Genomic DNA, 20,902 nt, shown 5'->3' with positions numbered 1-20,902 from the left:
TTCTCTCGGAACTGGTAGCTCTCGACACGGTCTCGGGGAGGCCGCTCCTCAACGGCGGGCGATGGATTCGATTGTCTCGTTGGTTCTCTCACGTGCGCCACAGGCGAAGGTGGAGTCAGACCTGACCGGCAATCATCCCTGGGCCTTGATCACCAACGAAGCTGCACCCTCGGCAGCCAGACTCCTGTTCGCCTGCCACGTGGACACGGTGCCAGTGGGCACTGTCTCCGACTGGGAGTTCGACCCGTACGCCGCACAGGTCGACGGCGAATTGTTCCTCGGCAGAGGGACATCGGATATGAAGGCCGGCCTTGTTGCCGCTACTGCCGCGGTTGTCGAAGCCTTCGAACGTGGAGTCCCGGTCGCGCTGTTGCTGACGAGCGACGAGGAAATCGGATCGCTCGGGGCTGTTCGTTCGGCCGACGCCGTGGCGAATCTCGAGGTCGGGGCCGTCATCGTTCCCGAGGCGACGGGCAACCGAATCAACCTGGGGCACCGCGGCGCACTGTGGCTCGAAGTGTCCGTCAAAGGAAAAGCCGCGCACGGGAGTACACCGCAGCGAGGAACCAACGCCGTCCTCAAACTGCTTGACGTCGTCGACCGAGCCCGGCGTGAGCTTCCGCTGTCGTCCGACGCGTTTCTGGGTGCCGAAACCTGGAACCTCGGCTTGGTCGGCGGGGGTTCGGCTCCGAACATCGTGCCGGACAGTGCACGTGCGGTGATCGATCACCGCACGGTGGGAGACGGCGCCGACCTGCTCGCGTGGTGGCGAGCCCAACCAGAAGTCGACTCGGTGGAGACGTCGATTCATCTGGGAGGTGTGCGTACCGACGCGTCGGACCCGTGGTTGGCCACCCTGCCTATCCCTGTTGCAACCGAACCGGTTTCGTACTTCACCGACGCTTCGGTACTGGCCGCCGCCGCCCCTGGTGCTCCCGTCGTGATCTGGGGCCCTGGCACTCCCTCGCTGATGCATGCGGCCAACGAAAGCGTCAAGGTTTCCGAACTGGACGATGCGAACGCTGCTTACGGTGCGGTTGCCGCCGCTTGGCCGACGGTGGACTGACGGACAATCAGTTCAGGAGCAAGCGCGATGTGGGCTGTCGACTCGGAAGAGTTGTTCATCGCCTGATCCAGAAGTCGCACAGCTTCTTCCGCGATTCTTTCCTGCGGCTGCCCGACGGTGGTCAACGGTGGGTTGCACAATTCGGAGAATGGGATGTTGTCGAAACCGGTGACCAGAACGTCGCCGGGAACGTCGATGCCCAATGTGTGACACGTCTGCAACACGCCAAGTGCGATCAAGTCGTCGGCGCAGACCAGGGCGTCGGGGCGAGTTTTGCCGGTCAGGATGATGTTGGATGCCGTGCGCCCCCACTCGATCGAGTACTCGCCGAGTTGTGTCCACTCGTCACGAGTTTCGATGCCCATTCGATCCGCGTGGCGGAAGAAGCCGGCCCGGCGAAGTTCTGTTGACGAATTGGTCAGCTCGGAACTGATGAAGGCGGCTGATTGCGCGCCACGCTCCGACAGATGCTCCATCACCAGGGATTGAGCGGCGTCGTCGTCGACGCCGACCCAGTCCGTCTGGGTATCCATTGCAAACCGGTCCAGTTGAACGACCGGAAGCGTTGCCGCGCTGGCTCGGACGGCCTCGGCACTCAGTTCGCCGTGGCACGGGCTGATGATGATTCCGTCCACTTGCCGGGAGACGAGCGACTTGAGTCGCTGCGCTTCCACGTCGGGATCGGAACGAGAATCGCACAGGAACAGTTGTAGTCCGCGCCGAGCGAGGACGTGTTCGACGTTGACCACCAGCGAAGTGAAGAAGGGGTTCGCGATACTCGGAACCACCATTCCGACAGTGTCCGTCCGATTACGACGCAGCGAGCTGGCGATGATGTTTCCCGAGTATCCGAGAGAATCCGCGGCTCGTTTGATCGTCGCTGCAAGCTCGTCCGAGACAGGGCGGGATCCGGACAGTGCCCGCGACACGGTGGCCGTCGACACCCCGGCCAGTTCCGCGACATCGCGAATGGTCGCCTTGCGCATGCGTCCCCCGTTTTCTGCTCGATTCGGGTCCGAGGTTATCGAACCGCGCGGTCCAGTGTCCCGCATGTAACGCGATTGAGGCAATCGTTTACAAATTCGAATTGTGAAATCCTTGACACAACCCGGTGTTGATCGCATAACCTGCTAATTCATCAAGGCAATCGATTACATCGTGTGCAGATCTTGTGCATGGACATACAGCGCAAATCTTGCGCATGGAATGGGGTAGCTGAAGTGACCGCATCACCGCTCGGAGTCTTTCCGCCCAAGCCCTCGGCGCTGGCAGAGATGTTCACTGGCACGCCATCTCTCATCGGGGCCATTCACCTCCCGGCCCTGCCGGGCAGCCCGCACTACACCGGGCAGCCGGTTTCGGAAATTGCTCGCTTCGCCGTCGAGGAAGCACACGCGTATGTCGACAACGGTTTCGACGGTGTGATCGTCGAAAATCACTGGGACATACCGTTCCTCAAGCCCGGCGAACACGGATACGAAACCGCCGCGAGCATGGGAGTCATCACGGCAGCGGTGGTCGGCGAGTTCGGCAAGGCTGTCGGCGTCAGCATCCTGTCCAACGCCGGCGAGTGCGGAGTGGCCGCAGCGTGGGCGGCAGGCGCGAGTTTTGTGCGCGTCAATCAGTGGGCAAATGCCTACATTGCCAATGAGGGCTTCATCGAGGGCCAGGCCGCCAAGACGACGCGCTTCCGCCATCGCATCGGCGCCGACCCGGTCCGGATCTTCGCTGACGTGCACGTCAAACACGGTGCGCATGCCATTGTCGCGGACCGCACTGTCGCGGAACAGACCGAAGACGCCGAGTTCTTCGACGCAGATGTTCTGATCGCGACGGGTTCGCGCACCGGTGACGCCGCTTCGGTCGACGAGGTTTCCGTGATCCGAGACAACACCGTTCTTCCGGTGATCATCGGCTCCGGCATCACGGCTGCCAATGTCGCAGCGCTGATGAAGGAATGCGACGGCGCGATAGTTGCATCCTCGGTGAAGGACAATGGACGCTGGTGGGGACGGGTCGCAGGCGAGAAGGTCCGCGAACTGTCCCGGGCCGCAGGAAAGTAACCATGATTGTATTTTGTGGATACGCCAACAACGATGTGACGGTACATGTCCCACACGTACCGGTACTCGGTGAGCGCGTTCAGGCAACGGCCATCAGTCAGATCGACGGTGGAATGAATGCAAATGCTGCGGTATCCGCGGCCAGAATGGGCGCGCAAGTGATCTTTGCCGGTGCCGTGGGCCCGGACGCGCGGTCCACCGAGTTTCTCGAAGCCCTCGAGGCAGACGGCGTCGACACCAGTTGGTCGCCGCGAGATGCGTTCCTGTCGACGGCAGTTGTTCTCATCGCGCAGGACGGCGATCGCTCCATCATCAGCCAGGACGACCCGAACGATGCCGAACGCATCGGAGTTGTCGTCACCCGATTGGCCGCTGCCGGCGGTGGACGACTGTTCCTCGACGGATACCGTGCGGTCTTCCTCCCGGATGAACTACCGGGAAGCGTAAGTCTGGTAATCGATCTGGACGGTTGTGAAAACAAAGCCGCGGCACTGCGCGCGTTCGCTCTGGCCGACCACGTCGTCGTAGGGCGTGCCCTGTGGGAAGGCGAGTTCGGGATCGGTTTCGACCAGTGGCAGACTCTGGCCGCCGAGCACCACACCCATCTGCTGGTGACCGACGGCTCGCGAGGTTGGACACTGGCCACACCGGACGGCGAGGTGACGTGCGAACCGGCAGTAGCGGTCGACGTCGTCGATGCAGTCGGGGCCGGTGATTGCTTCGGCGGTACGTACATCGCTTTTGTCGACGCCGGGCGATCACCGGTGGACGCCGCACGACTCGCCGGGGCATCGGCTGCATTGGCTTGCGCCACCGCAGGCCCCCGCGGATGCCCCACCCGAGATGAATTGGACAGCTTCACAGCAACATTGACCCCTCACACCCTTTTGGAGACTCGATGATGAAACGTGCATTGCCTCTGGCGCTGGGAGCTGCAGTCGCGCTCACGCTCACCGCTTGTGACTCGGCTTCGTCGAGTGACTCGAAGGACGCATCGGGGGGCTCGTCCATCCCGCAGCCGACCCGGGTCGCCGAAAGCTGTGACGGGACGAACGGCAAGCTCAAGGTCGGTCTGGTGACCATCAACCTCCAGGCGCTGTACTTCAACCAGATCAACAATGCCGCGAAGAACGTCGCGGACAAGGCAGGCGTCGACCTGCAGATCATCAGCGGCAACGACGATTCCGTCGCGCAGGCCAACGCCTTCGACAATCTGATCGCCGCCGGAGTCGACGCGATCATCGTCGATGCAATCGACACGGACGGAATCAAGCCGTCGGTGGTCAAGGCCAAGAACGCGGGCATCCCCGTCGTCGCGGTCGACGCGACCATCGACGATCCGGCACTGTCGACTCAGGTCGGTACGGCCAACGCCGAGGGTGGCGCCAAGATCGGAAACACCTTGGCCGACGTCGCGAACAACACCGGAACGGTCGGTATCGTCGGCGCGCTCAACAGTACTGTCCAGTTGGAGCGGCAGAAGGGCTTCACGGAGACCGTGACCGGCCGCGGAATGACCGTCGGCACCGTCGTGGACGGACGTAACATTCAGGAGAACGCACAGACCGCAGCGGAGAACCTGCTGACCGGCGGTGGCGACATGAAGTACGTCTACGCAACCGGTGAGCCGGCACTGATCGGTCTCGTCGCGGCGGTCAACAGTCAGAAGGCGCAGGATCGCATCGAAGCAGTCGGTTGGGATCTTTCGGATCAGGCGGTAGGCGGACTCAAAGCCGGTTGGCTTAAAGGCGTGGTCCAGCAGAACACCTTCGAATTCGGCCATGAGGCAATGAATTCGGCAATCGACCTGGCTTGCGGACGCGGCGCTCCGGCAAACATCCCGGTTCCCACCCAGATCGTGACCCCGGAGAACGTGGCCGACTACATGTACTACTTGGAGAAGTAATCATGGCACCTCCACTGATCGAACTCTCGGGCATCACCAAGTCGTACGGACCGGTGAAGTCCCTTCAAGGAGTGGACCTTCGGCTGGCGAAGGGTGAAGTACTCGGAGTGGTCGGCGACAACGGCGCCGGTAAGTCCACTCTGATGAAGATTCTCGCCGGTGCGGTTCAGCACGACGGCGGCGAAATGCGCGTCAACGGTGAACCAGTGCGCTTTTCGACGCCTCTCGACGCCCAGCAGAAGAAGATCGGAATCGTCTACCAGGATCTGGCTCTGTGCGACACGCTGGACGTCGCCAGCAATCTGTTCCTCGGCAGAGAACCGCGAAAAGGCCCCTTCCTCGACCGGCATGCCATGCACGAGAAGGCGGCTCACATTCTCGCCGACCTGCATGTCAAGGTGAAGTCGACCTACCAGGAGATCGGGCAACTGTCCGGCGGACAGCGGCAAACCGTCGCGATCGCCCGCGCAGTCTCCTTCCGCCCAGACGTACTGATCCTCGACGAGCCCACCGCAGCGCTTGCCGTCGCCGAGGTCGAGTCGGTGCTCAAGCTGATCACGGACGTCGCAGCGGCCGGCGTGGGCGTCATTCTCGTGACACACCGCCTGCAGGACCTGTTCCGCGTGTGTGACCGAATCACGGTCATGTACGAGGGGCAGAGTGTCGACGACGTTCCGATCGGCGACCTCAACATCGAGTCCCTCGTCGGACTCATCACTCGAACTCCGGTGCCGCAACGGACATCGGCAGCAACACAGGGAGCCACGGCATGACCACTCTCGAGAAGACCCAGGCGCCGATCGAGCGCAAGCTCGCCGCGAAACCCTCCTTGTGGGACAGCGTCAACAAGCCCACCCTCGCGATGCTGGCGGTGACAGTTGCTGTCGCAGCCGTCTTCTCGGCGACCACGTCGTCGTTCCTGACATTCACGAACCTGTCGAACCTGGCAACCCAGATCGCTCCGGTTCTGATCATCGCGGTGGCGATGACTTTCGTGATCACGGCAGGTCAGATCGACCTGTCCGTCGGTGCGATCGTCGCGTTCGTCGCGGCGATGAGTGCCGAGCTTATCCAGGCCGGCGTCGATTCGTCCCTGGTCTTCGTCGCCGCCCCGGTGATGGGTGCGGCCTGGGGCCTGGTCAACGGATGGCTCGCTGCCTATCAGGGTATTCCGCCGTTCATCGTGACTCTGGCGACGATGTCCGTCATTCGCGGTATCGCGCTGTATCGGACCGAAGGATTCTCCGTTCCGGTTCCTGCCGACACTTACTTCGCGAAGCTCGGAACTGCTGAGTTCCTCGGGTTCTCCGCCAGCGCCTGGATTGCTCTCGTCGTCGTGGTCATCGGAGCAATTGCGCTCAACCGCATGCGCTTCGGGCGCTATGTCACCGGTATCGGCTCCAACGTCGAATCCGTGCGACGGTCCGGCGTCAACACGCGTCGTGTGCTCATGATGACGCTCGTCTTCACCGGCTTGGCTGCCGGTATCGCGGGACTGCTGATCGCGGCTCGACTGGGCTCGGGTTCGGCCAACTCCGCAACGGGATTCGAGCTCACCGTGATCACCGCGGTGGTTCTCGGTGGCACCAATCTCTTCGGCGGTCGCGGCACCGTGATCGGTACCGTCATCGGCGCCGTCCTGACCGGAATCATCGCCAACGGATTGACCCTGCTCGGCGTGAGCCCGTTCCTGACGCCGATCATCACCGGTGTCGTTCTGCTACTGGCCATCTGGATCAACATGCGCGGACATACACTGAGCGCGCTGTGGCGACACCTGCAGTCCGCACCGTCGGGGCCTGCACGCTCATGAGCAAGGTTCGTACTGTCACGGGAACCGTGGACAGCTCGGAACTCGGACTGGTTCTCCCACACGAACATCTGCACAACGACGTCACCGGTGCGTACACCGAGGCCCCGGATCCGGTTGTGGCACAGCGGTTGGCCGGTCCGGTACGCGCCGAGGATGCCTGGCTTCTTCACGACAATCCGTATTACAGTCTCGACAATTGTCGAGTCGACGACGGATCGGCCGTGGTGGAAGACCTTGCGGACTTCGCCCGCCTCGGTGGTCGGACGATCGTCGATCTGACACCGCCGGGACTGGGCCGGGCACCGGAGAAGCTGGCGGAGTTCTCGCGAAAGTCAGACGTGCGAGTGATCATGGGTTCAGGGTGGTACCTCGAGACGACCCATCCGGTCGAGGTCCACGAACTCGGTGTCGACGATCTGGCAGGTTCGCTCGTCGAGGAGTTCGATCCGGCAAAGGAATTGGCTCCTGGCGTGATCGGGGAGATCGGAGTCTCCCCGCTCTTCACTCAGAACGAGGCGAAAGCGTTGCGGGCGGCATGCATCGCCCAGCGCGAGGTGGACGTGCCCCTGTTCGTCCACCTTCCGGGCTGGCAGCGCGTGGGACATCACGTCGTCGACATCGTGGTCGACGAGATGGGCGTCGATCCGCAAGCAGTGGTCCTGTGCCACATGGACCCGTCCGGACACGACGCCGACTACCAACGATCGCTCGCCGACCGCGGTGTCTTTCTCGAGTTCGACATGATCGGGATGCCTTTCGATTTCCCCGGCGAGGGTCTTTCTCCGCATCCGGCGGAAACAGCCACTGCGGTAGCCGGATTGGTCACCTCCGGTCACGCATCACAGCTCCTGCTCAGTCACGACCTCTTCCTCAAATCAATGCTCAGAAAGCACGGCGGAAACGGATTCTCCTACGTACCACTCGCCTTCGCCGCCCGATTGGTGCGCGCAGGCGTAGATCCCCAGCAAGTGTCCGCATTGATGCGAGACAACCCGAGGTCGCTCTTCGAGCAGGCCGCGAAAGGAAACAGAAGCAGTCATGGGTAAACGAGTACTGATCGCCGGCGAGAGCTGGATGACGACGTCGACGCACGTCAAGGGCGTCGACGAGTTCAGTGTCCATTCCTACGTCGAGGGAGTCGGCCCGCTTCGGGATGCGCTCACCTCACGTGGCCACGACGTGACACACATGCCCGCACACCTGGTGCCGACGCAGTTCCCCGGTACCGCAGAAGCACTGTCGCAGTTCGACGTCGTCGTTCTCTCCGACATCGGAGCGAACTCGCTGCAGCTGGCTCCCGGCGTGTTCGACCAGTTCCGCGCCGGCGAGGATCGCCTTGTCGCGCTTCGTGACTGGGTGAACGCCGGCGGCTCACTGATGATGATCGGTGGTTACCTCTCGTTCTCCGGGTTCCAGGCGCGAGCAGCTTTCCGCCAGACCGCGATCGCCGAGGTACTGCCCGTGACGATGCTGGCCGAAGACGATCGCGTCGAGACACCGGCTGGGATCGTTCCCACCGTCGTCGATGCTGCTCACCCGGCTCTCGGTGGTGCCGGCGATTCCTGGCCGGCGCTCCTGGGATACAACCGCGTCGTCGCGAAGGACGGTGCCGTGGTTCCCGCCACCATCAACGGCGATCCGCTTGTCGCTGCCGGTGAATACGGCGCCGGACGGTCGATCGTCTTCACCTCGGACTGCTCGCCGCACTGGGCTCCGCCGGAGTTCTGTGAGCAGTGGCCCGGATACACCGACCTGTTCGACGGCTTGATCAGTTGGGTCGCCGGCGAATGAGTCGCTCCTCAGACCTGCTCGCGCGGCAGCAGAGTAATCTCGCTGCCGCGCGGGCGGTTCCATTCATCGAGGACACCATCGGCGGGACGTTGAGTGATGAGGGATTCCGCCGGTACCTCGTGATCGAAGAGGCATTCGTACTGACGGCCGTCAAGGTGTTGGGGTTGGTGGTCGCCGAATCCCCGACGCTCGACGACGCGCTCGACCACGTGACGTCGATGTCGAACCTGGTGGGCGAGCAGCGCGAGTATTTCGCGCAGTTGCGTTCCCGCTTCCCGTACGAGGGTGACGCAGCGGCGCTGGTCGAGGAGTCGGCCGTGCTGTCGACGCACGCCTTGACTCTCGCTCGCGAAGAGGGCAGGGCGGCGGCGCTGGTGGGCATGTACGCCGCGGAAACCCTGTATCTGTCGTGGTGCCGGGAGGCGGCGGCAGTGAAGGTAGATCGCGAACCAGCGTTGCAGGACTGGGTGGACATGCATGTCGCTCCGCCGTTCGTGTCTCAGGTGGCGGTGCTGGCGTGCGAGGTGGACGCCATGCCCGAGTCCGTCACCGACGAGGACCTGGATCGGTGGTTCTCGGGCATGCTGGTCGCAGAGATCGATTTTCACAACGTGGTGGTGTGAGGTACTGCTGTGCGCCTTTATTAACCCCCGGCGGTTAATAAAGGCGCACAGCAAAAGGCCCGTAGGTCGCTTTCGCAACCTACGGGCCTCTTCTTTGTAGCGGGGACAGGATTTGAACCTGCGACCTCTGGGTTATGAGCCCAGCGAGCTACCGAGCTGCTCCACCCCGCGTCGGTGTGAAACCAACAGTACACGACTTCTGGAGGCGCAATTACCACCCCCTGTCACCGGCTGGAGTGCGCGCTTTCCGAGTAGTAACCGCGGATGTGTCCGACTATGCGCTGACGTGCGAGTTCGCCGTCACCCGCGTTGACCGCATCCACCAATCCTCGGTGTTCGTCACGCAGTCGCCTGCAGGTGCTCGGCCAGCTGTCGATCTGGACGCCCGCGAGAACGTAGGCCTCGATGGACTCGCGCAGGCCGGTCATCATGGCTGCGATCACCTGATTGCCCGCCGCGTCGGCGAGCGCCACGTGGAACTGTGCGTCGAGTAGCAAGAATTCCCCGGCCGAGAGAGCTGCGTCCTCCATCGAGTCGAGCAGTTCGACGGCCGCGCGGAGGTCGGGTGCCGGGGTCCGCGATGCCAGGGACTGCATCACCTCGGATTCGAGAACGAGTCGTGTCTTCACCACATCCGAGACCGGAAAGCCCTGTGCTGCAACCTGCATCCGCATCAGCATGGTCATACCGCCGGTCGGTTTGGCCACGATCATCGCGCCGGACGTCGGGCCGGAGCCAGTCTGCGCCTTGAGGAGGCCGAGTGCTTCCATGACCCGCAACGCTTCTCGGACCGATGACCGTCCGACGCCCAACTCTGCTGCCAGAATTCTCTCTCCCGGCAGGCGCTGGCCAGGAGACACCTCGCCTGAAACGAGCCGACGTTCGAGGTGGCTCAGTACTTGTTCCCACGCTCGCGGGCTCGGCTCGGTCGGCATGAGGCAAGAGCATAACCGGGTGGACGCCGTTTATGGGGTGGCCTGTACGGGGATGTATTACTGTGGTCAGACCACACCGACAGATTGCGGGGAACCACATGCGAGTAGCGCTGTTCGCCACCTGCATCGGGGACACGATGTTTCCCGACGCCGTCAAGGCCACCGCCCTCCTGCTCACCCGTCTCGGGCACGACGTCGTGTTTCCGTCCGGGCAGACTTGCTGCGGGCAGATGCACGTCAATACCGGCTATCAGCCGGGCGCACTACCGCTGGTCGCGAACTACGCCGACACCTTCGGTGATGCGTCGATCGACGCGGTTGTCGCACCATCGGGGTCGTGCGTCGGTTCGGTCCGTCATCAACACGAGATCGTCGCCGAGCGCTACGGCACCGCGTCGCTGTGTGGACAGGTGCAGACCGTGAAGGCAAAGACGTACGAGCTTTCCGAATTCCTCGTGGACGTTCTCGGGGTCACCGATGTGGGCGCGTACTTCCCGCACCGGGTCACCTATCACCCGACCTGTCACTCACTGCGCATGTTGAGGGTGGGGGACAAGCCACTTCAGTTGCTGCGCAACGTCCGCGACATCGATCTGGTCGAACTCCCCGAAGCAGATTCCTGCTGTGGATTCGGCGGCACCTTCGCCATCAAGAATGCGGAGACTTCGACGGCCATGCTCGCGGACAAGATTCGCCACGTTGCGGACACCGGCGCCGAATTCTGCAGCGCCGGAGACTCGTCCTGCCTCATGCACATCGGCGGCGGTATGTCACGACTGCAGATGGGCGCCAAGACCATTCACCTCGCGGAGATTCTGGCGTCGGTGGAAAGCCGGGTGCACGCATGAGCGCTGTGACGCTGGGTCTGCCCAGCTTCCCGCCGAGGTCGCCCGAGGGTGCAGGGTTCCTGCGAGGTACTGAGAAATTCCCCGTCGCAGCACATCACGAGCTGGCCAACGCGCAACTGCGACGCAATATCGGCAAGGCGACGCACACCATCCGTGCCAAGCGCATCAACGTGACTGGAGAGCTGCCCGATTGGGAAGAGCTGCGTGACGCGGGTTCGGCGATCAAGGCCGACGTCATGGCGCGGTTGCCGGAACTGCTCGAACAGTTCGAGGCTGCAGTCATCGCGCGCGGTGGGCATGTGCATTGGGCGGCGGATGCCAACGAGGCCAACGCCATTGTGACCGAACTTGTCAAAGCCACCGGCTCCGACGAGGTCATCAAGGTCAAGTCGATGGCCACGCAGGAGATCGGTCTCAACGAGCATCTCGAAGCCCACGGAATCACCGCCTACGAGACCGATCTCGCGGAATTGATCGTCCAACTCGGCCACGACAAACCGTCGCACATCCTGGTTCCCGCGATCCATCGCAACAGGTCCGAGATTCGGGAGATATTCCTTCGTGAGATGCCAGATGTCGACCCCAACCTCGGGGAGAACCCGGCCGAACTTGCCGCTGCTGCACGAAAGTTTCTGCGCCACAAGTTCATGACGACGCCGGTCGCCGTCTCCGGCGCCAATTTCGGCATCGCGGACACGGGCACTCTGACCGTCGTGGAGTCGGAGGGCAACGGGCGAATGTGCCTGACCCTGCCGAAAACACTGATCACCGTGATGGGCATCGAGAAGATTCTGCCGACGTATCAGGATCTGGAGGTCTTCCTGCAACTGCTGCCGCGGTCCTCGACGGGGGAGCGGATGAACCCGTACACCTCCATGTGGACCGGCGTCACGCCCGACGACGGTCCACAGGAGTTCCACCTGGTCCTCCTCGACAACGGTCGGACTGCCGCGCTTGCCGACAAGATCGGGAGGGAAGCCCTGAGCTGCATACGGTGCTCGGCGTGTCTGAACGTGTGCCCGGTCTACGAGCGCACCGGCGGTCACGCCTACGGATCGACCTATCCGGGACCGATCGGCGCGGTGCTGACTCCGCAGCTCGCGGGCATGCATGGCAAAGACGATCCCAACTCGACGCTTCCCTTTGCCTCGAGTCTGTGCGGTGCGTGCTTCGACGCCTGCCCGGTCAAGATCGACATACCCTCGCTGCTCGTCGAATTGCGGCACCAGAAGGTCGAGCAATCCGGTGTCACGGCAGAGTCTTTGGCGATGAAAGCCGCCTCTCTGGCGATGTCGACCGAGGGCCGGTGGACGTTGGCTCAGAAAGCTGCCGGGCTCGGACGCGTCGTGGCCGGCAGGAAAGGGAAGATCTCTACGTTGCCACCTCCATTGAACGGTTGGACAGCTGCCAGAGACATTCCCGCACCGCCCAAGCAGACCTTCCGATCCTGGTGGGACTCCGACGAAGGCCGCGCGGCATTGGACGAGGCTCGTCGTGACGGGAAGGCAGACAGATGAATTCACGTGACGTGGTGCTCGGACGCATTCGTGATGCCATCACCTTGGCGCCCGCCCGCGAAGGCGAGATACCGCGAAACTACCGGACTGGCAGAACCATGTCCGACGAGGAACTCATCGATTTGTTCGTCGACCGTCTGGTGGACTACAAGGCGCACGTTCACCATTGCGCTGCAACAGAAATCGCCGAGGCCGTCGCCGGAATACTGAGAGAGCACGGACTACACACTCTGGGGATCCCCGCCGGCCTCGACCGATCATGGGTAGCCGGATTCGACGGAACGCTGGTGGTGGACAGCCCGGACGTACCGGCTCCTGAACTCGAGAACCTCGACGCCGTTGTCACCGGCTCGAAGGTATCGTGCGCCGAAACCGGCACCATCTTCCTCGACGCCGGTCCATCGCAGGGACGCCGTGCGTTGACACTGGTACCGGACACACACATCTGCGTCGTGTATCGCAGCAGTGTGGAAGTGGGAGTGCCGGAGGCGATTGCGAAGCTGACACCGGAGCGCCCCACCACCATGATCAGCGGCCCGTCGGCGACCTCCGACATCGAACTCGAGCGCGTCGAAGGTGTCCATGGTCCGAGGAATCTTCACGTCGTCATCGTCGACGGTTGATTCCCGTCGAGCGGGAACTCACAGGCAGGCGGCCTCATCAGCGTCTAACGTCCCGGCCATGACACAACTGTTGGCAGGCAAGGTCGTTTTCATCACCGGTGCAGCGCGGGGTCAGGGACGCAATCACGCGATTCGACTCGCGCAGGAAGGTGCAGACGTCATCGCTGTCGACGTGTGCGCGTCGGTGTCCGAAGACGTGGGTTACGCGGCCGCGACTGAAGCCGACCTCGAAGAAACGGCTCGTCTCGTGCGAGCGGAGGGGCGCGAGATCGTCACCGCTGTAGCGGACGTCCGTGACCTCGAGGCGCTGCGGGCGGCGGTGGCGTCGGGCGTCGACAAGTTCGGTCGCCTCGACGTCGTGATTGCCAATGCGGGCATCGCTACGTGGAACCGTTTCTGGGAGATGCCTGAAGAACAGTGGTCGACGCTGGTGGACATCAATCTCAATGGTGTCTGGCGCACGATGACAGCTGCGGTTCCTGCAATGATCGAAGCCGGCAACGGTGGTTCCATCGTGATTGTGAGCAGTGCTGCCGGCGTCGCCGAAGCGCCCGGCTGCGCGCACTACTCGGCGGCCAAGCACGGCCTCGTGGGTTTGGCTCGCACTGCTGCAACAGAATTGGGAAGCTTCGACATTCGAGTCAACACCATCCACCCTGGCGCGGTGGAGACCGAGATGGGCAACGATCCCAACGTCGGTAAGGTACTCACTACTCATCCGGAGTACATGAACTCGTACAAGTGGCCGCTCACGTCCGTCCCGCGCACCACCGTCGAGGACATCTCCAACGCCGTCGTCTACCTCGCGACGGACCTCTCCCGCGCGGTCACCGGGACGAAGATCGTCATCGACATGGGTCAGACGATGGCGTAGTTGCGCTCAGAGGAGATTGAACTGCGCGACCTCGATGGTGTTCTCGACTGCCTCCGATAGTGTGCGAATACGTTCGTCGGCGCCTGGCGCGGTCAAAATCGCCAGGCGATCGGCGTCACCCATCGGAATGCTCCTGGCGAGGGCATACAGCCGAGAACCCAGCGGATCCAAGGGATCCGGTGGGACGGGCATTCGCGGAGTCTGTTCGCCGGCCCGAAGTGCGAGCTTTCCCAACATTCCGTACATGAACTCGATGCGCTCGAGGAGCGAGTCGTATTCGTAAGCAGTGACTGGTGTTCCGTTGTTCTCGTCAGGCCACAATTCGACCTCGGCAAGTGGGTAGGGATCGTCCGGCAGCCATCGATTGACCCGGATGCGGTCTTCGGTCCGGCAATACAACTGATACCGCCCGGCACCCATGGCGACATGAGACTCGATCCGAGCCAGAGTGCCGACGTCGTGACGTGATTCGCCGCCACCGACCTCGTGGCCACGAGCGATGAGCACTACTCCGAACAGTGGGCCGTCGGCAGCTTCGAGAACGTTCTCGACCAGTGCGCGATACCGAGGTTCGAAGATGTTCAGGGGCAACACCTCACCCGGTAGCAAAGCGGAGCCGAGCGGAAACATGGGGAAGATGGGCATCAGGGGATTCTCAACCTCGGAATCGGAGGGGCGGGGAAATCGCCGGGGCGATCGATTTCGGCGAGCAGGTGCTCGGACCACGTCAGTAGACCGGGGATATCGAGGCCGTGCGGACTCTCGACCTCGTAGTGCCTGATGCGGTCGTGACCCTGGCCGAGGAGTGAGACGGCGCCGGTGTTGTTGCCCCGAAGCAGATGGGTGAGCCCGACGGCCAACTGAGCCAGTCCCTGCCACAGGTCACGTTCCTCGGGCGGCGCGCTTTTCCACGTTCCTTCGAGAATCTCGTGTGCGTGGAAAGGCATGCCGTGGTCGAGGAGGCGCTGCGCCTCGGTGATCGACTCGTCTGGTGGCAGGCGTACATCGTCCGGAATGCGCGGGACACCGCCCGCTGCGTCGCGTGGCAGTGGACGTCCGAGTCCGTCACGGGGCCGCGAATTGAGGGGTTTCCCAGCGGCGTCCCGGTCGCGTTCGGTCATACACTCAGCCTAACGGCAGCGCCTCGGACGAACCCGCCAAAAGTTTTTTCGAGTCGCCTGTCGATTCCGGGGAGAACCGTTCGTCGTCATGTTGTAAGGCAGGAAAGCCGCAAGAAAAACAACAGACCAAGGAGTCAGTCATGAAGTACATGTTGCTCATCTACACCGCACCCGGCGGAGACACCGAACCCCAGTGCACGTTCGAGGACTGGCAGCAATACGACAAGGAAATGAAGGATGCCGGGATCTGGGTGTCCGGCGATGCCCTCGCCGATCTGACGACTACGACGACGGTTCGGGTCTCGCAGTCCGGAGAAAAGACCGTCACTGACGGACCCTTCGCTGAAACCCGTGAGATCCTCGGCGGCTACGACGTCATCGACGTCCCTGATCTGGATGCGGCGCTGGCCTGGGCCGCGCGGTGCCCCGGCGCGCGCGACGGCGGCAGCGTCGAGGTGCGTCCACTGGCCGGGTTCGGGGACTGATTCGCCGTGGACGAGCAGGCCGAGAACTCCATCGAGTCAGTGTTCCGGGAGGAACGCGGACGACTCTTGGCCTCGCTCGTCCGCCGCTTCGGTGATCTGGATCTGGCCGAGGAAGTCACCTCCGAAGCCGTCGAGGCCGCGTTGGTGCACTGGCCCGTGGACGGAGTGCCGGCTAAACCCGGCGCCTGGCTGCTGACCACGGCGCGTCGTAAAGCCGTCGACAGGCTTCGTCGTGATCAGGCCTATGCGGCGCGATTGGCGGTGATGCAGGTGGACGCCGATCGTGCCGACCCGGCGCCGCCCACGGTCGACGGAGAACTTCCCGACGAGCGGTTGCAGCTGTTCTTCACCTGCTCGCACCCAGCGCTGGCCGAGGACGACCGAATCGCACTCACCTTGCGTTGCCTCGGCGGGTTGACGACGCCCGAAGTCGCTCGGGCCTTCCTCGTTCCTTCGGCGACGATGGCGCAGCGGATCGTGCGCGCGAAGAAGAAAATCCGTCAGGCTCGGATTCCCTTCCGCACTCCCAGCGCCGAAGAACTCCCGGAACGTTTGCCCGGTGTTCTGCAGGTGATCTACTCGGTGTTCACCGAGGGGTACGCAGCGAGTTCGGGTCCGGATCTGCAACGCGTCGACCTGGCGGTGGAGGCGATCAGGCTGGCGAGGATCTTGCGCGCATTGCTTCCCGATGAGCGCGAGATCGCCGGGTTGCTTGCATTGATGCTTCTCGTCCACGCGCGTCGGGATGCCCGTACCGACGCCGCCGGCGGGATCGTCCTCCTCGAAGATCAGGATCGCGGGTGCTGGGACCAGCCGATGATCGAGGAAGGCAGCGACCTCGTCGTAGTCGCGTTGACCGGGGGAGCGCCGGGGCCGTACGGGGTGCAGGCCGCTATCGCCGCATTGCACGACGAGGCCGCCGATGTGGAGAGCACCGACTGGCCACAGATCTGCGCTCTCTACGGAGTGCTCCTCACGCTGACTCCGTCGCCGGTCGTGGCCGTCAATCGGGCAGTAGCGTTGGCGATGCGCGACGGCGAGGAAGTCGGGCTGACTGCGCTGGAGGAACTGGCAGCGGAGCCCAAACTTGCCGACTACCATCCGTATCACCTTGCACGAGCCGAACTACTTGCTCGGTTGGGGCGCACCGACGCAGCGGCATCCGCGTACCGACAAGCTCTGAAACTCGTTGGTACGGAACCGGAGCGGGCCTACCTGGAGCGTCGGTTGGGTGAGATCTCCGACTGATCGGCGCCTCAGACCAATTCGAGTCTTCGGGCCATGTCGGACACGAAAACACCTGTCGGATCGATATTTCTGCGTATCTGGATCCACTCGTCGATTCGCGGATACATCGAGTGGAAGCTTGCTGCGGTAGTCCGAGAGTCCTTGGCGGTGTAGAGGCGACCGCCGAATTCGAGTACCCGTTTGTCGAGGGAGGCGACGAACTCACCCAGGCCTGACTTGATCGGGAAGTCGAAGGCGACGTTCCACCCGGACATCGGAAAGCTCAGTGGCGCTGCGTTTCCCTCGCCGAAAAGTTTGAAGACGTTGAGAGCTGAGTAGTGTCCCGAACGCTGGATATCGCGGATGATGCTCTTGAATTCGTCCACCGCGTCGACGGGCACCACGAACTGGTATTGCAGGAATCCCTTGGACCCGTAGGCACGGTTCCACTCACCGATGAGGTCGAGCGGATGGTAGAACTGCGTCAGGTTCTGCACCTTCCCGATGTAGTTGCCACCAGTGCGGTAGTAGAACTCGCCGATCGCTGACGCCGATAGCTTGTTCATCAAGCCGTTGGGGAAAACATCCGGTGTCGTGAACAGTTGTGGTGCATCGAATTTCAACGGATTCTTCTGCAATTTCAGCGGAAGCTGGTCGACGGTCGCCAACGAACCACGCGTAATCGAGGCCCGGCCGAGCTTCGGCGGCGCACTGACTGCATCGAACCAGGCGCTCGAATACGTGTAGTCGGCTTCGCTGCCGTCGCTGTGAAAAGCGACGGTTTCGTCCAGGCCTGCGGTCAGTGCGCCGTCGTTGACGAAGTATGCCGTTTCGGTCGGTGTCATCTCGAGGGTGACGCGCAGGATGATCCCGGTCAGTCCGATCCCGCCGACGGTAGCCCAGAAGAGTTCGGATGTCGGGCCTTGCGGCTCCAGTGTTCGGATACTGCCGTCAGCAGTGAGCAGATCCATCGAGCGGACATGATTTCCGAAGCTGCCCTCGGTGTGGTGGTTCTTGCCGTGAATATCGCAGGCGATCGCTCCGCCGATGGTTACCTGGCGTGTTCCGGGGAGTACCGGTACCCAGAGACCGAATGGTAGCGCCGCGCGCATCAGCTGATCGAGAGAGACTCCCGCGTCCATCTCCACGAGACGGGACTCGGCATCGATCTTGTGAATTCGACGGAAGGCGGTCATGTCGATGACCAAGCCGCCGGTGTTCTGCGCGTTGTCTCCGTAAGACCGGCCCAGACCACGAGCGATGACTCCACGTCGGAGGTGCAACGGCTTGTCCGCGTTGTCTTCTGCGACGCGGGCGACGGCCTTTGCGATCGCCTCTACATCAGGAGTCGAAACGACATGCGAGGTAGTTCGGGCTGTGCGACCCCAACCGCCGAGGACGGTGGACGCAGCGGTTGGCAGATCGGTGGCGTAGTCGGACACGAAATCCGAGGGTACCTGTTTGCGGACCAACTGGTCTGAAACTGATGGATGCTCGGTTCGCCTATCGCGGGACGTCGAGATCGAAGTACAGGGTCTCGGACCAGTAACCGAGGCCGAGTTCGCGTAGCGGTTCCTCGACGCTCTCCTGAGTCGGCGTGAACAGTCGCTCCCAGAAGCGCGGCTTGGCGGGTGCGAGTGTGGCCAGCGCCGCCTCCATCTCGGCGTCGATGTCCGCCAGACCGGTCATCAGGGCCGTGCCCTGTTCGGCGAACGGTTCGTCGTCCATGTCGAAGATCTCGCCGCACTCGAGGACGAAGTAGTGGTCGGGTTCGGTGTGGCTGCGCAGGAAACGCAGCGCATCGCCGGCCATCGTGCCGAGTTCGGGGTGATCGATTCGGCCGAGGAAGTCTTCGAGCCGGGCGATACCAGGACCACAGGGCGCGGTGACCGCGATCAGGTCGGGGGTGTCGTCCCAGATGATCGACTGTTGGGCGAAGGGATTCACGGACACAAGGATCCTCGGGACCAGCGGTATCGCGTACGACCACTCGGAGATACCGGTGAGACCTCGGGCGCGAGCGGCAGCCGGATTCTCATGCGGAGCAACAGGAGTCGAGTAGAGATAGGTGCGGTTGGCCACTGGCCGAGTCCTTTCTGCGGTCGGCGTCACCTGATTCGGGCGGCGCCCACCATCCTCAATGCCAGGTCTCCGTACAGTTTTCCGATGTCTTCCGGATTCGTGTAATTGCCGGCTGGGAACCAGCGGCACACGTCGACGCACAGGGACATCAGGGCGAGGGTGACGCCTTCGGCATCAGGGATCGTGAAGTCGCCCGACCGGACGCCGGCGTCGACAACCTCCCGAACCACCCGCGTCGTGCTGCGGCGAAGAGCGACGACGGTTCGGTAGTGCTCTGGTGTGAGGGCAGTGAGTTCGTACTGGACGACGCGAGCGAGTGAGTGGTGCCCGGCCTGCCAACTGGCGAAGGTGCTGATCAGTTCCTGCAAGCGAACGGACGGTTCTTCACCAGGTCGGTCGGCGCCCTCGACCACCTTCAACGCTTCGGTGTGGCCTTCGAAGCTGATCGCGAAAAGCAGCTCTTCTTTCGAGCGGTAGTGCGGGTACATGGCGGCGGGACTCATGTCGAGTCGCGCGGCGATGTCACGGGTGGTGGTGCCGCCGTAGCCCGCGGAGGCAAAAGCGTCCACGGCTGCCGCGCGGATACGGGCCGCAGCTTTGGAGGGGCTGATCACCACGTCAGGTGAATCGCTCACGGTTTCCTCCATGTGTGACGGATTTCGATGTTGACAATATCCCGCTCTCGATTCACCATAAGCAGGTGCTTAGATTCTAAGCGAATGCTTAGGAACATCGTTACGTGTGGCTTTGCCACGCCGAAAGGAAGCAACTCGTCATGCGTCGCACTCTGTACGGACCCGATCACGAGGCATTTCGCGAATCTGCTCGCGAATTCGTCAACCGGAACATCCTTCCGGTCGCAGAGAAGCTGATCGACCAGCGCTTCATCGATCGTGAAATCTGGCTCGAAGCGGGACGCAACGGCTTCCTCGGACTCGAGGTTCCGGAGGCGTACGGCGGAAGCGAAGCCGGCGACTACCGCTTCAACGCGGTTCTGGCCGAAGAGCTCTCGCGCGCCAGTGCAGCTGTTGCCTCGAGCTTCGGCATTCACGCCGACGTCGTTGCTCCCTACCTCGTTCAGCTCACCACCGAAGAGCAGAAGCAGCGTTGGCTGCCCAAGTTCTGCACCGGTGAGATGCTGACGGCCATCGGCATGACCGAGCCTTCCGGTGGATCCGACCTCGCCTCGCTCAAGACCACTGCGGTCAAGGACGGCGACGACTGGATCATCAACGGCTCCAAGACCTTCATCACCAACGGCTACAACGCCGACCTCGTGATCGTGGCGGCTCGGACCAGTCCCGAGAAGAAGTCCAAGGGCATCACCCTCTTTGCCGTCGAGACCGGCATGGAAGGCTTCGAGCGCGGACGCAAGCTCGACAAGGTCGGCCAGCACGAGTCCGATACCGCCGAACTGTTCTTCGAGAACGTTCGCGTGCCGTCCACCAACATCATCGGTGAGATCGACCGCGGCTTCATCCACATGATGGAAATGCTGCCGCAGGAGCGCGTCGGCGCTGCGGTGTCCAACATCGCGCACGCCGCTCCGATCCTCGAAGAGACGCTGCAATATGCCAAGGACCGCAAGGCTTTCGGTCAGCCGATCGGCTCGCTGCAGTGGAACAAATTCCTTCTCGCGGATCTCGTCACCCGCATCGAGGTCACCCAGGCCTACGTCGACAACTGCGTCGCGGCACACGCTGCCGGCGAGCTGACCGCCATCGACGCCGCCAAGGCTAAGTGGTGGACCGCGCAGGTGCAGAACGAGGTCCTCGATCACTGCGTTCAGTTGCACGGTGGCTACGGCTTCATGACCGAGTACCGCGCCGCTCGCGCGTGGATGGACGCCCGCGTCACCAAGATCTGGGCCGGATCCAACGAGATCATGAAGGAACTCATCGGCCGCGATCTCGGCCTGTAATTTCGCA

The 20,902-nt window shown here is 62.8% G+C and carries 23 protein-coding genes and 1 tRNA gene; 16 read left to right on the top strand and 8 right to left on the bottom strand.

Annotated elements, in window-relative coordinates; genetic code table 11:
* Positions 1–61: 61 nt before the first annotated feature.
* On the top strand, positions 62–1,066 hold the full coding sequence (locus EHW12_RS26105) for a M20/M25/M40 family metallo-hydrolase (protein WP_241199048.1): 1,005 nt from the start codon (positions 62–64) through the stop codon (positions 1,064–1,066).
* Here the strand turns inward: EHW12_RS26105 and EHW12_RS26100 are convergent.
* Positions 1,027–2,052: a LacI family DNA-binding transcriptional regulator gene (locus tag EHW12_RS26100; protein ID WP_003939717.1), complete on the bottom strand. Its 1,026-nt coding sequence runs from the start codon at positions 2,050–2,052 to the stop codon at positions 1,027–1,029. The genes EHW12_RS26105 and EHW12_RS26100 overlap by 40 nt on opposite strands.
* A gap of 234 nt (positions 2,053–2,286) precedes the next feature.
* Here EHW12_RS26100 and EHW12_RS26095 point away from each other — a divergent pair, with 234 nt between their 5' ends.
* From EHW12_RS26095 to EHW12_RS26060, 8 genes are read left to right on the top strand one after another with little or no spacing between them, the layout of a single operon-like run.
* A complete protein-coding gene (locus tag EHW12_RS26095; protein WP_003940276.1) occupies positions 2,287–3,129 on the top strand; it encodes a BtpA/SgcQ family protein in 843 nt (280 codons plus the stop codon).
* Between the two features lie 2 nt (positions 3,130–3,131).
* The gene (locus EHW12_RS26090) at positions 3,132–4,031 is read left to right on the top strand and encodes a PfkB family carbohydrate kinase (RefSeq protein WP_125052073.1); all 900 of its coding nucleotides are present in this window, start codon (positions 3,132–3,134) and stop codon (positions 4,029–4,031) included.
* Positions 4,028–5,035 (top strand): substrate-binding domain-containing protein, encoded by a 1,008-nt coding sequence (locus EHW12_RS26085; RefSeq protein WP_019745494.1) that lies wholly within the window; start codon positions 4,028–4,030, stop codon positions 5,033–5,035. Before EHW12_RS26090 ends, EHW12_RS26085 begins: the two co-directional genes overlap by 4 nt.
* Before the next feature lie 2 nt (positions 5,036–5,037).
* A complete protein-coding gene (locus EHW12_RS26080) occupies positions 5,038–5,808 on the top strand; it encodes an ATP-binding cassette domain-containing protein (RefSeq protein ID WP_003939830.1) in 771 nt (256 codons plus the stop codon).
* On the top strand, positions 5,805–6,848 hold the full coding sequence (locus EHW12_RS26075; protein ID WP_003939698.1) for an ABC transporter permease: 1,044 nt from the start codon (positions 5,805–5,807) through the stop codon (positions 6,846–6,848). The genes EHW12_RS26080 and EHW12_RS26075 overlap by 4 nt, the downstream gene beginning before the upstream one ends.
* On the top strand, positions 6,803–7,894 hold the full coding sequence (locus tag EHW12_RS26070; protein ID WP_228232250.1) for a phosphotriesterase: 1,092 nt from the start codon (positions 6,803–6,805) through the stop codon (positions 7,892–7,894). The genes EHW12_RS26075 and EHW12_RS26070 overlap by 46 nt, the downstream gene beginning before the upstream one ends.
* Positions 7,887–8,639: a glutamine amidotransferase gene (locus EHW12_RS26065; protein WP_003939869.1), complete on the top strand. Its 753-nt coding sequence runs from the start codon at positions 7,887–7,889 to the stop codon at positions 8,637–8,639. Before EHW12_RS26070 ends, EHW12_RS26065 begins: the two co-directional genes overlap by 8 nt.
* Positions 8,636–9,262 (top strand): TenA family protein, encoded by a 627-nt coding sequence (locus EHW12_RS26060; protein WP_058037937.1) that lies wholly within the window; start codon positions 8,636–8,638, stop codon positions 9,260–9,262. Before EHW12_RS26065 ends, EHW12_RS26060 begins: the two co-directional genes overlap by 4 nt.
* Positions 9,263–9,359: 97 nt before the next feature.
* Here the strand turns inward: EHW12_RS26060 and EHW12_RS26055 are convergent.
* A tRNA-Met gene (locus EHW12_RS26055) sits at positions 9,360–9,433 on the bottom strand.
* A 53-nt stretch (positions 9,434–9,486) separates the two neighbouring features.
* Complete coding sequence (locus EHW12_RS26050) at positions 9,487–10,197, bottom strand: FCD domain-containing protein (protein ID WP_125052071.1); 711 nt, start codon at positions 10,195–10,197, stop codon at positions 9,487–9,489.
* A gap of 98 nt (positions 10,198–10,295) precedes the next feature.
* Here EHW12_RS26050 and EHW12_RS26045 point away from each other — a divergent pair, with 98 nt between their 5' ends.
* From EHW12_RS26045 to EHW12_RS26030, 4 genes are read left to right on the top strand one after another with little or no spacing between them, the layout of a single operon-like run.
* Entirely contained in the window at positions 10,296–11,045 is a 750-nt protein-coding gene (locus EHW12_RS26045; RefSeq protein ID WP_003940529.1) for a (Fe-S)-binding protein, read from the top strand.
* On the top strand, positions 11,042–12,562 hold the full coding sequence (locus EHW12_RS26040; protein ID WP_047272064.1) for a LutB/LldF family L-lactate oxidation iron-sulfur protein: 1,521 nt from the start codon (positions 11,042–11,044) through the stop codon (positions 12,560–12,562). The genes EHW12_RS26045 and EHW12_RS26040 overlap by 4 nt, the downstream gene beginning before the upstream one ends.
* Entirely contained in the window at positions 12,559–13,185 is a 627-nt protein-coding gene (locus EHW12_RS26035; protein ID WP_058037934.1) for an LUD domain-containing protein, read from the top strand. The genes EHW12_RS26040 and EHW12_RS26035 overlap by 4 nt, the downstream gene beginning before the upstream one ends.
* 58 nt (positions 13,186–13,243) lie before the next feature.
* Complete coding sequence (locus tag EHW12_RS26030; protein WP_007730029.1) at positions 13,244–14,059, top strand: mycofactocin-coupled SDR family oxidoreductase; 816 nt, start codon at positions 13,244–13,246, stop codon at positions 14,057–14,059.
* A 6-nt stretch (positions 14,060–14,065) separates the two neighbouring features.
* Here EHW12_RS26030 and EHW12_RS26025 read toward each other — a convergent pair whose 3' ends face one another.
* Together EHW12_RS26025 and EHW12_RS26020 are read right to left on the bottom strand one after the other, a co-directional pair.
* A complete protein-coding gene (locus tag EHW12_RS26025) occupies positions 14,066–14,704 on the bottom strand; it encodes an LON peptidase substrate-binding domain-containing protein (protein ID WP_003940076.1) in 639 nt (212 codons plus the stop codon).
* Positions 14,704–15,180 carry a DUF309 domain-containing protein gene (locus EHW12_RS26020; RefSeq protein WP_003940372.1) on the bottom strand — a complete coding sequence of 159 codons (477 nt, stop codon included), beginning with the start codon at positions 15,178–15,180 and terminating at the stop codon, positions 14,704–14,706. The genes EHW12_RS26025 and EHW12_RS26020 overlap by 1 nt, the downstream gene beginning before the upstream one ends.
* Before the next feature lie 140 nt (positions 15,181–15,320).
* On the opposite strand from EHW12_RS26020, the gene EHW12_RS26015 reads away from it, so the two are divergent.
* A complete protein-coding gene (locus tag EHW12_RS26015) occupies positions 15,321–15,665 on the top strand; it encodes a YciI family protein (protein WP_007730031.1) in 345 nt (114 codons plus the stop codon).
* 6 nt (positions 15,666–15,671) lie between these two features.
* Complete coding sequence (locus EHW12_RS26010) at positions 15,672–16,913, top strand: RNA polymerase sigma factor (RefSeq protein WP_003940594.1); 1,242 nt, start codon at positions 15,672–15,674, stop codon at positions 16,911–16,913.
* An 8-nt stretch (positions 16,914–16,921) separates the two neighbouring features.
* Here EHW12_RS26010 and EHW12_RS26005 read toward each other — a convergent pair whose 3' ends face one another.
* The 3 genes from EHW12_RS26005 to EHW12_RS25995 form a co-directional block, all read right to left on the bottom strand.
* A complete protein-coding gene (locus tag EHW12_RS26005) occupies positions 16,922–18,334 on the bottom strand; it encodes an FAD-binding oxidoreductase (protein ID WP_125052069.1) in 1,413 nt (470 codons plus the stop codon).
* A 61-nt stretch (positions 18,335–18,395) separates the two neighbouring features.
* The gene (locus EHW12_RS26000) at positions 18,396–18,974 is read right to left on the bottom strand and encodes a hypothetical protein (RefSeq protein ID WP_064443681.1); all 579 of its coding nucleotides are present in this window, start codon (positions 18,972–18,974) and stop codon (positions 18,396–18,398) included.
* Positions 18,975–19,000: 26 nt separating this feature from the next.
* Positions 19,001–19,609 carry a TetR/AcrR family transcriptional regulator gene (locus EHW12_RS25995; RefSeq protein WP_021331878.1) on the bottom strand — a complete coding sequence of 203 codons (609 nt, stop codon included), beginning with the start codon at positions 19,607–19,609 and terminating at the stop codon, positions 19,001–19,003.
* A gap of 140 nt (positions 19,610–19,749) precedes the next feature.
* Between EHW12_RS25995 and EHW12_RS25990 the strand changes: the two genes are divergently transcribed.
* On the top strand, positions 19,750–20,895 hold the full coding sequence (locus EHW12_RS25990; protein ID WP_007730036.1) for an acyl-CoA dehydrogenase family protein: 1,146 nt from the start codon (positions 19,750–19,752) through the stop codon (positions 20,893–20,895).
* Positions 20,896–20,902 lie beyond the last annotated feature (7 nt).

This window comes from Rhodococcus sp. NJ-530, assembly GCF_003860625.1.
Lineage (GTDB): Bacteria > Actinomycetota > Actinomycetes > Mycobacteriales > Mycobacteriaceae > Rhodococcus_F > Rhodococcus_F qingshengii.
Note: the sequence above shows the minus strand (reverse complement) of the source record. Positions and strands in the feature narration are given on the sequence as shown.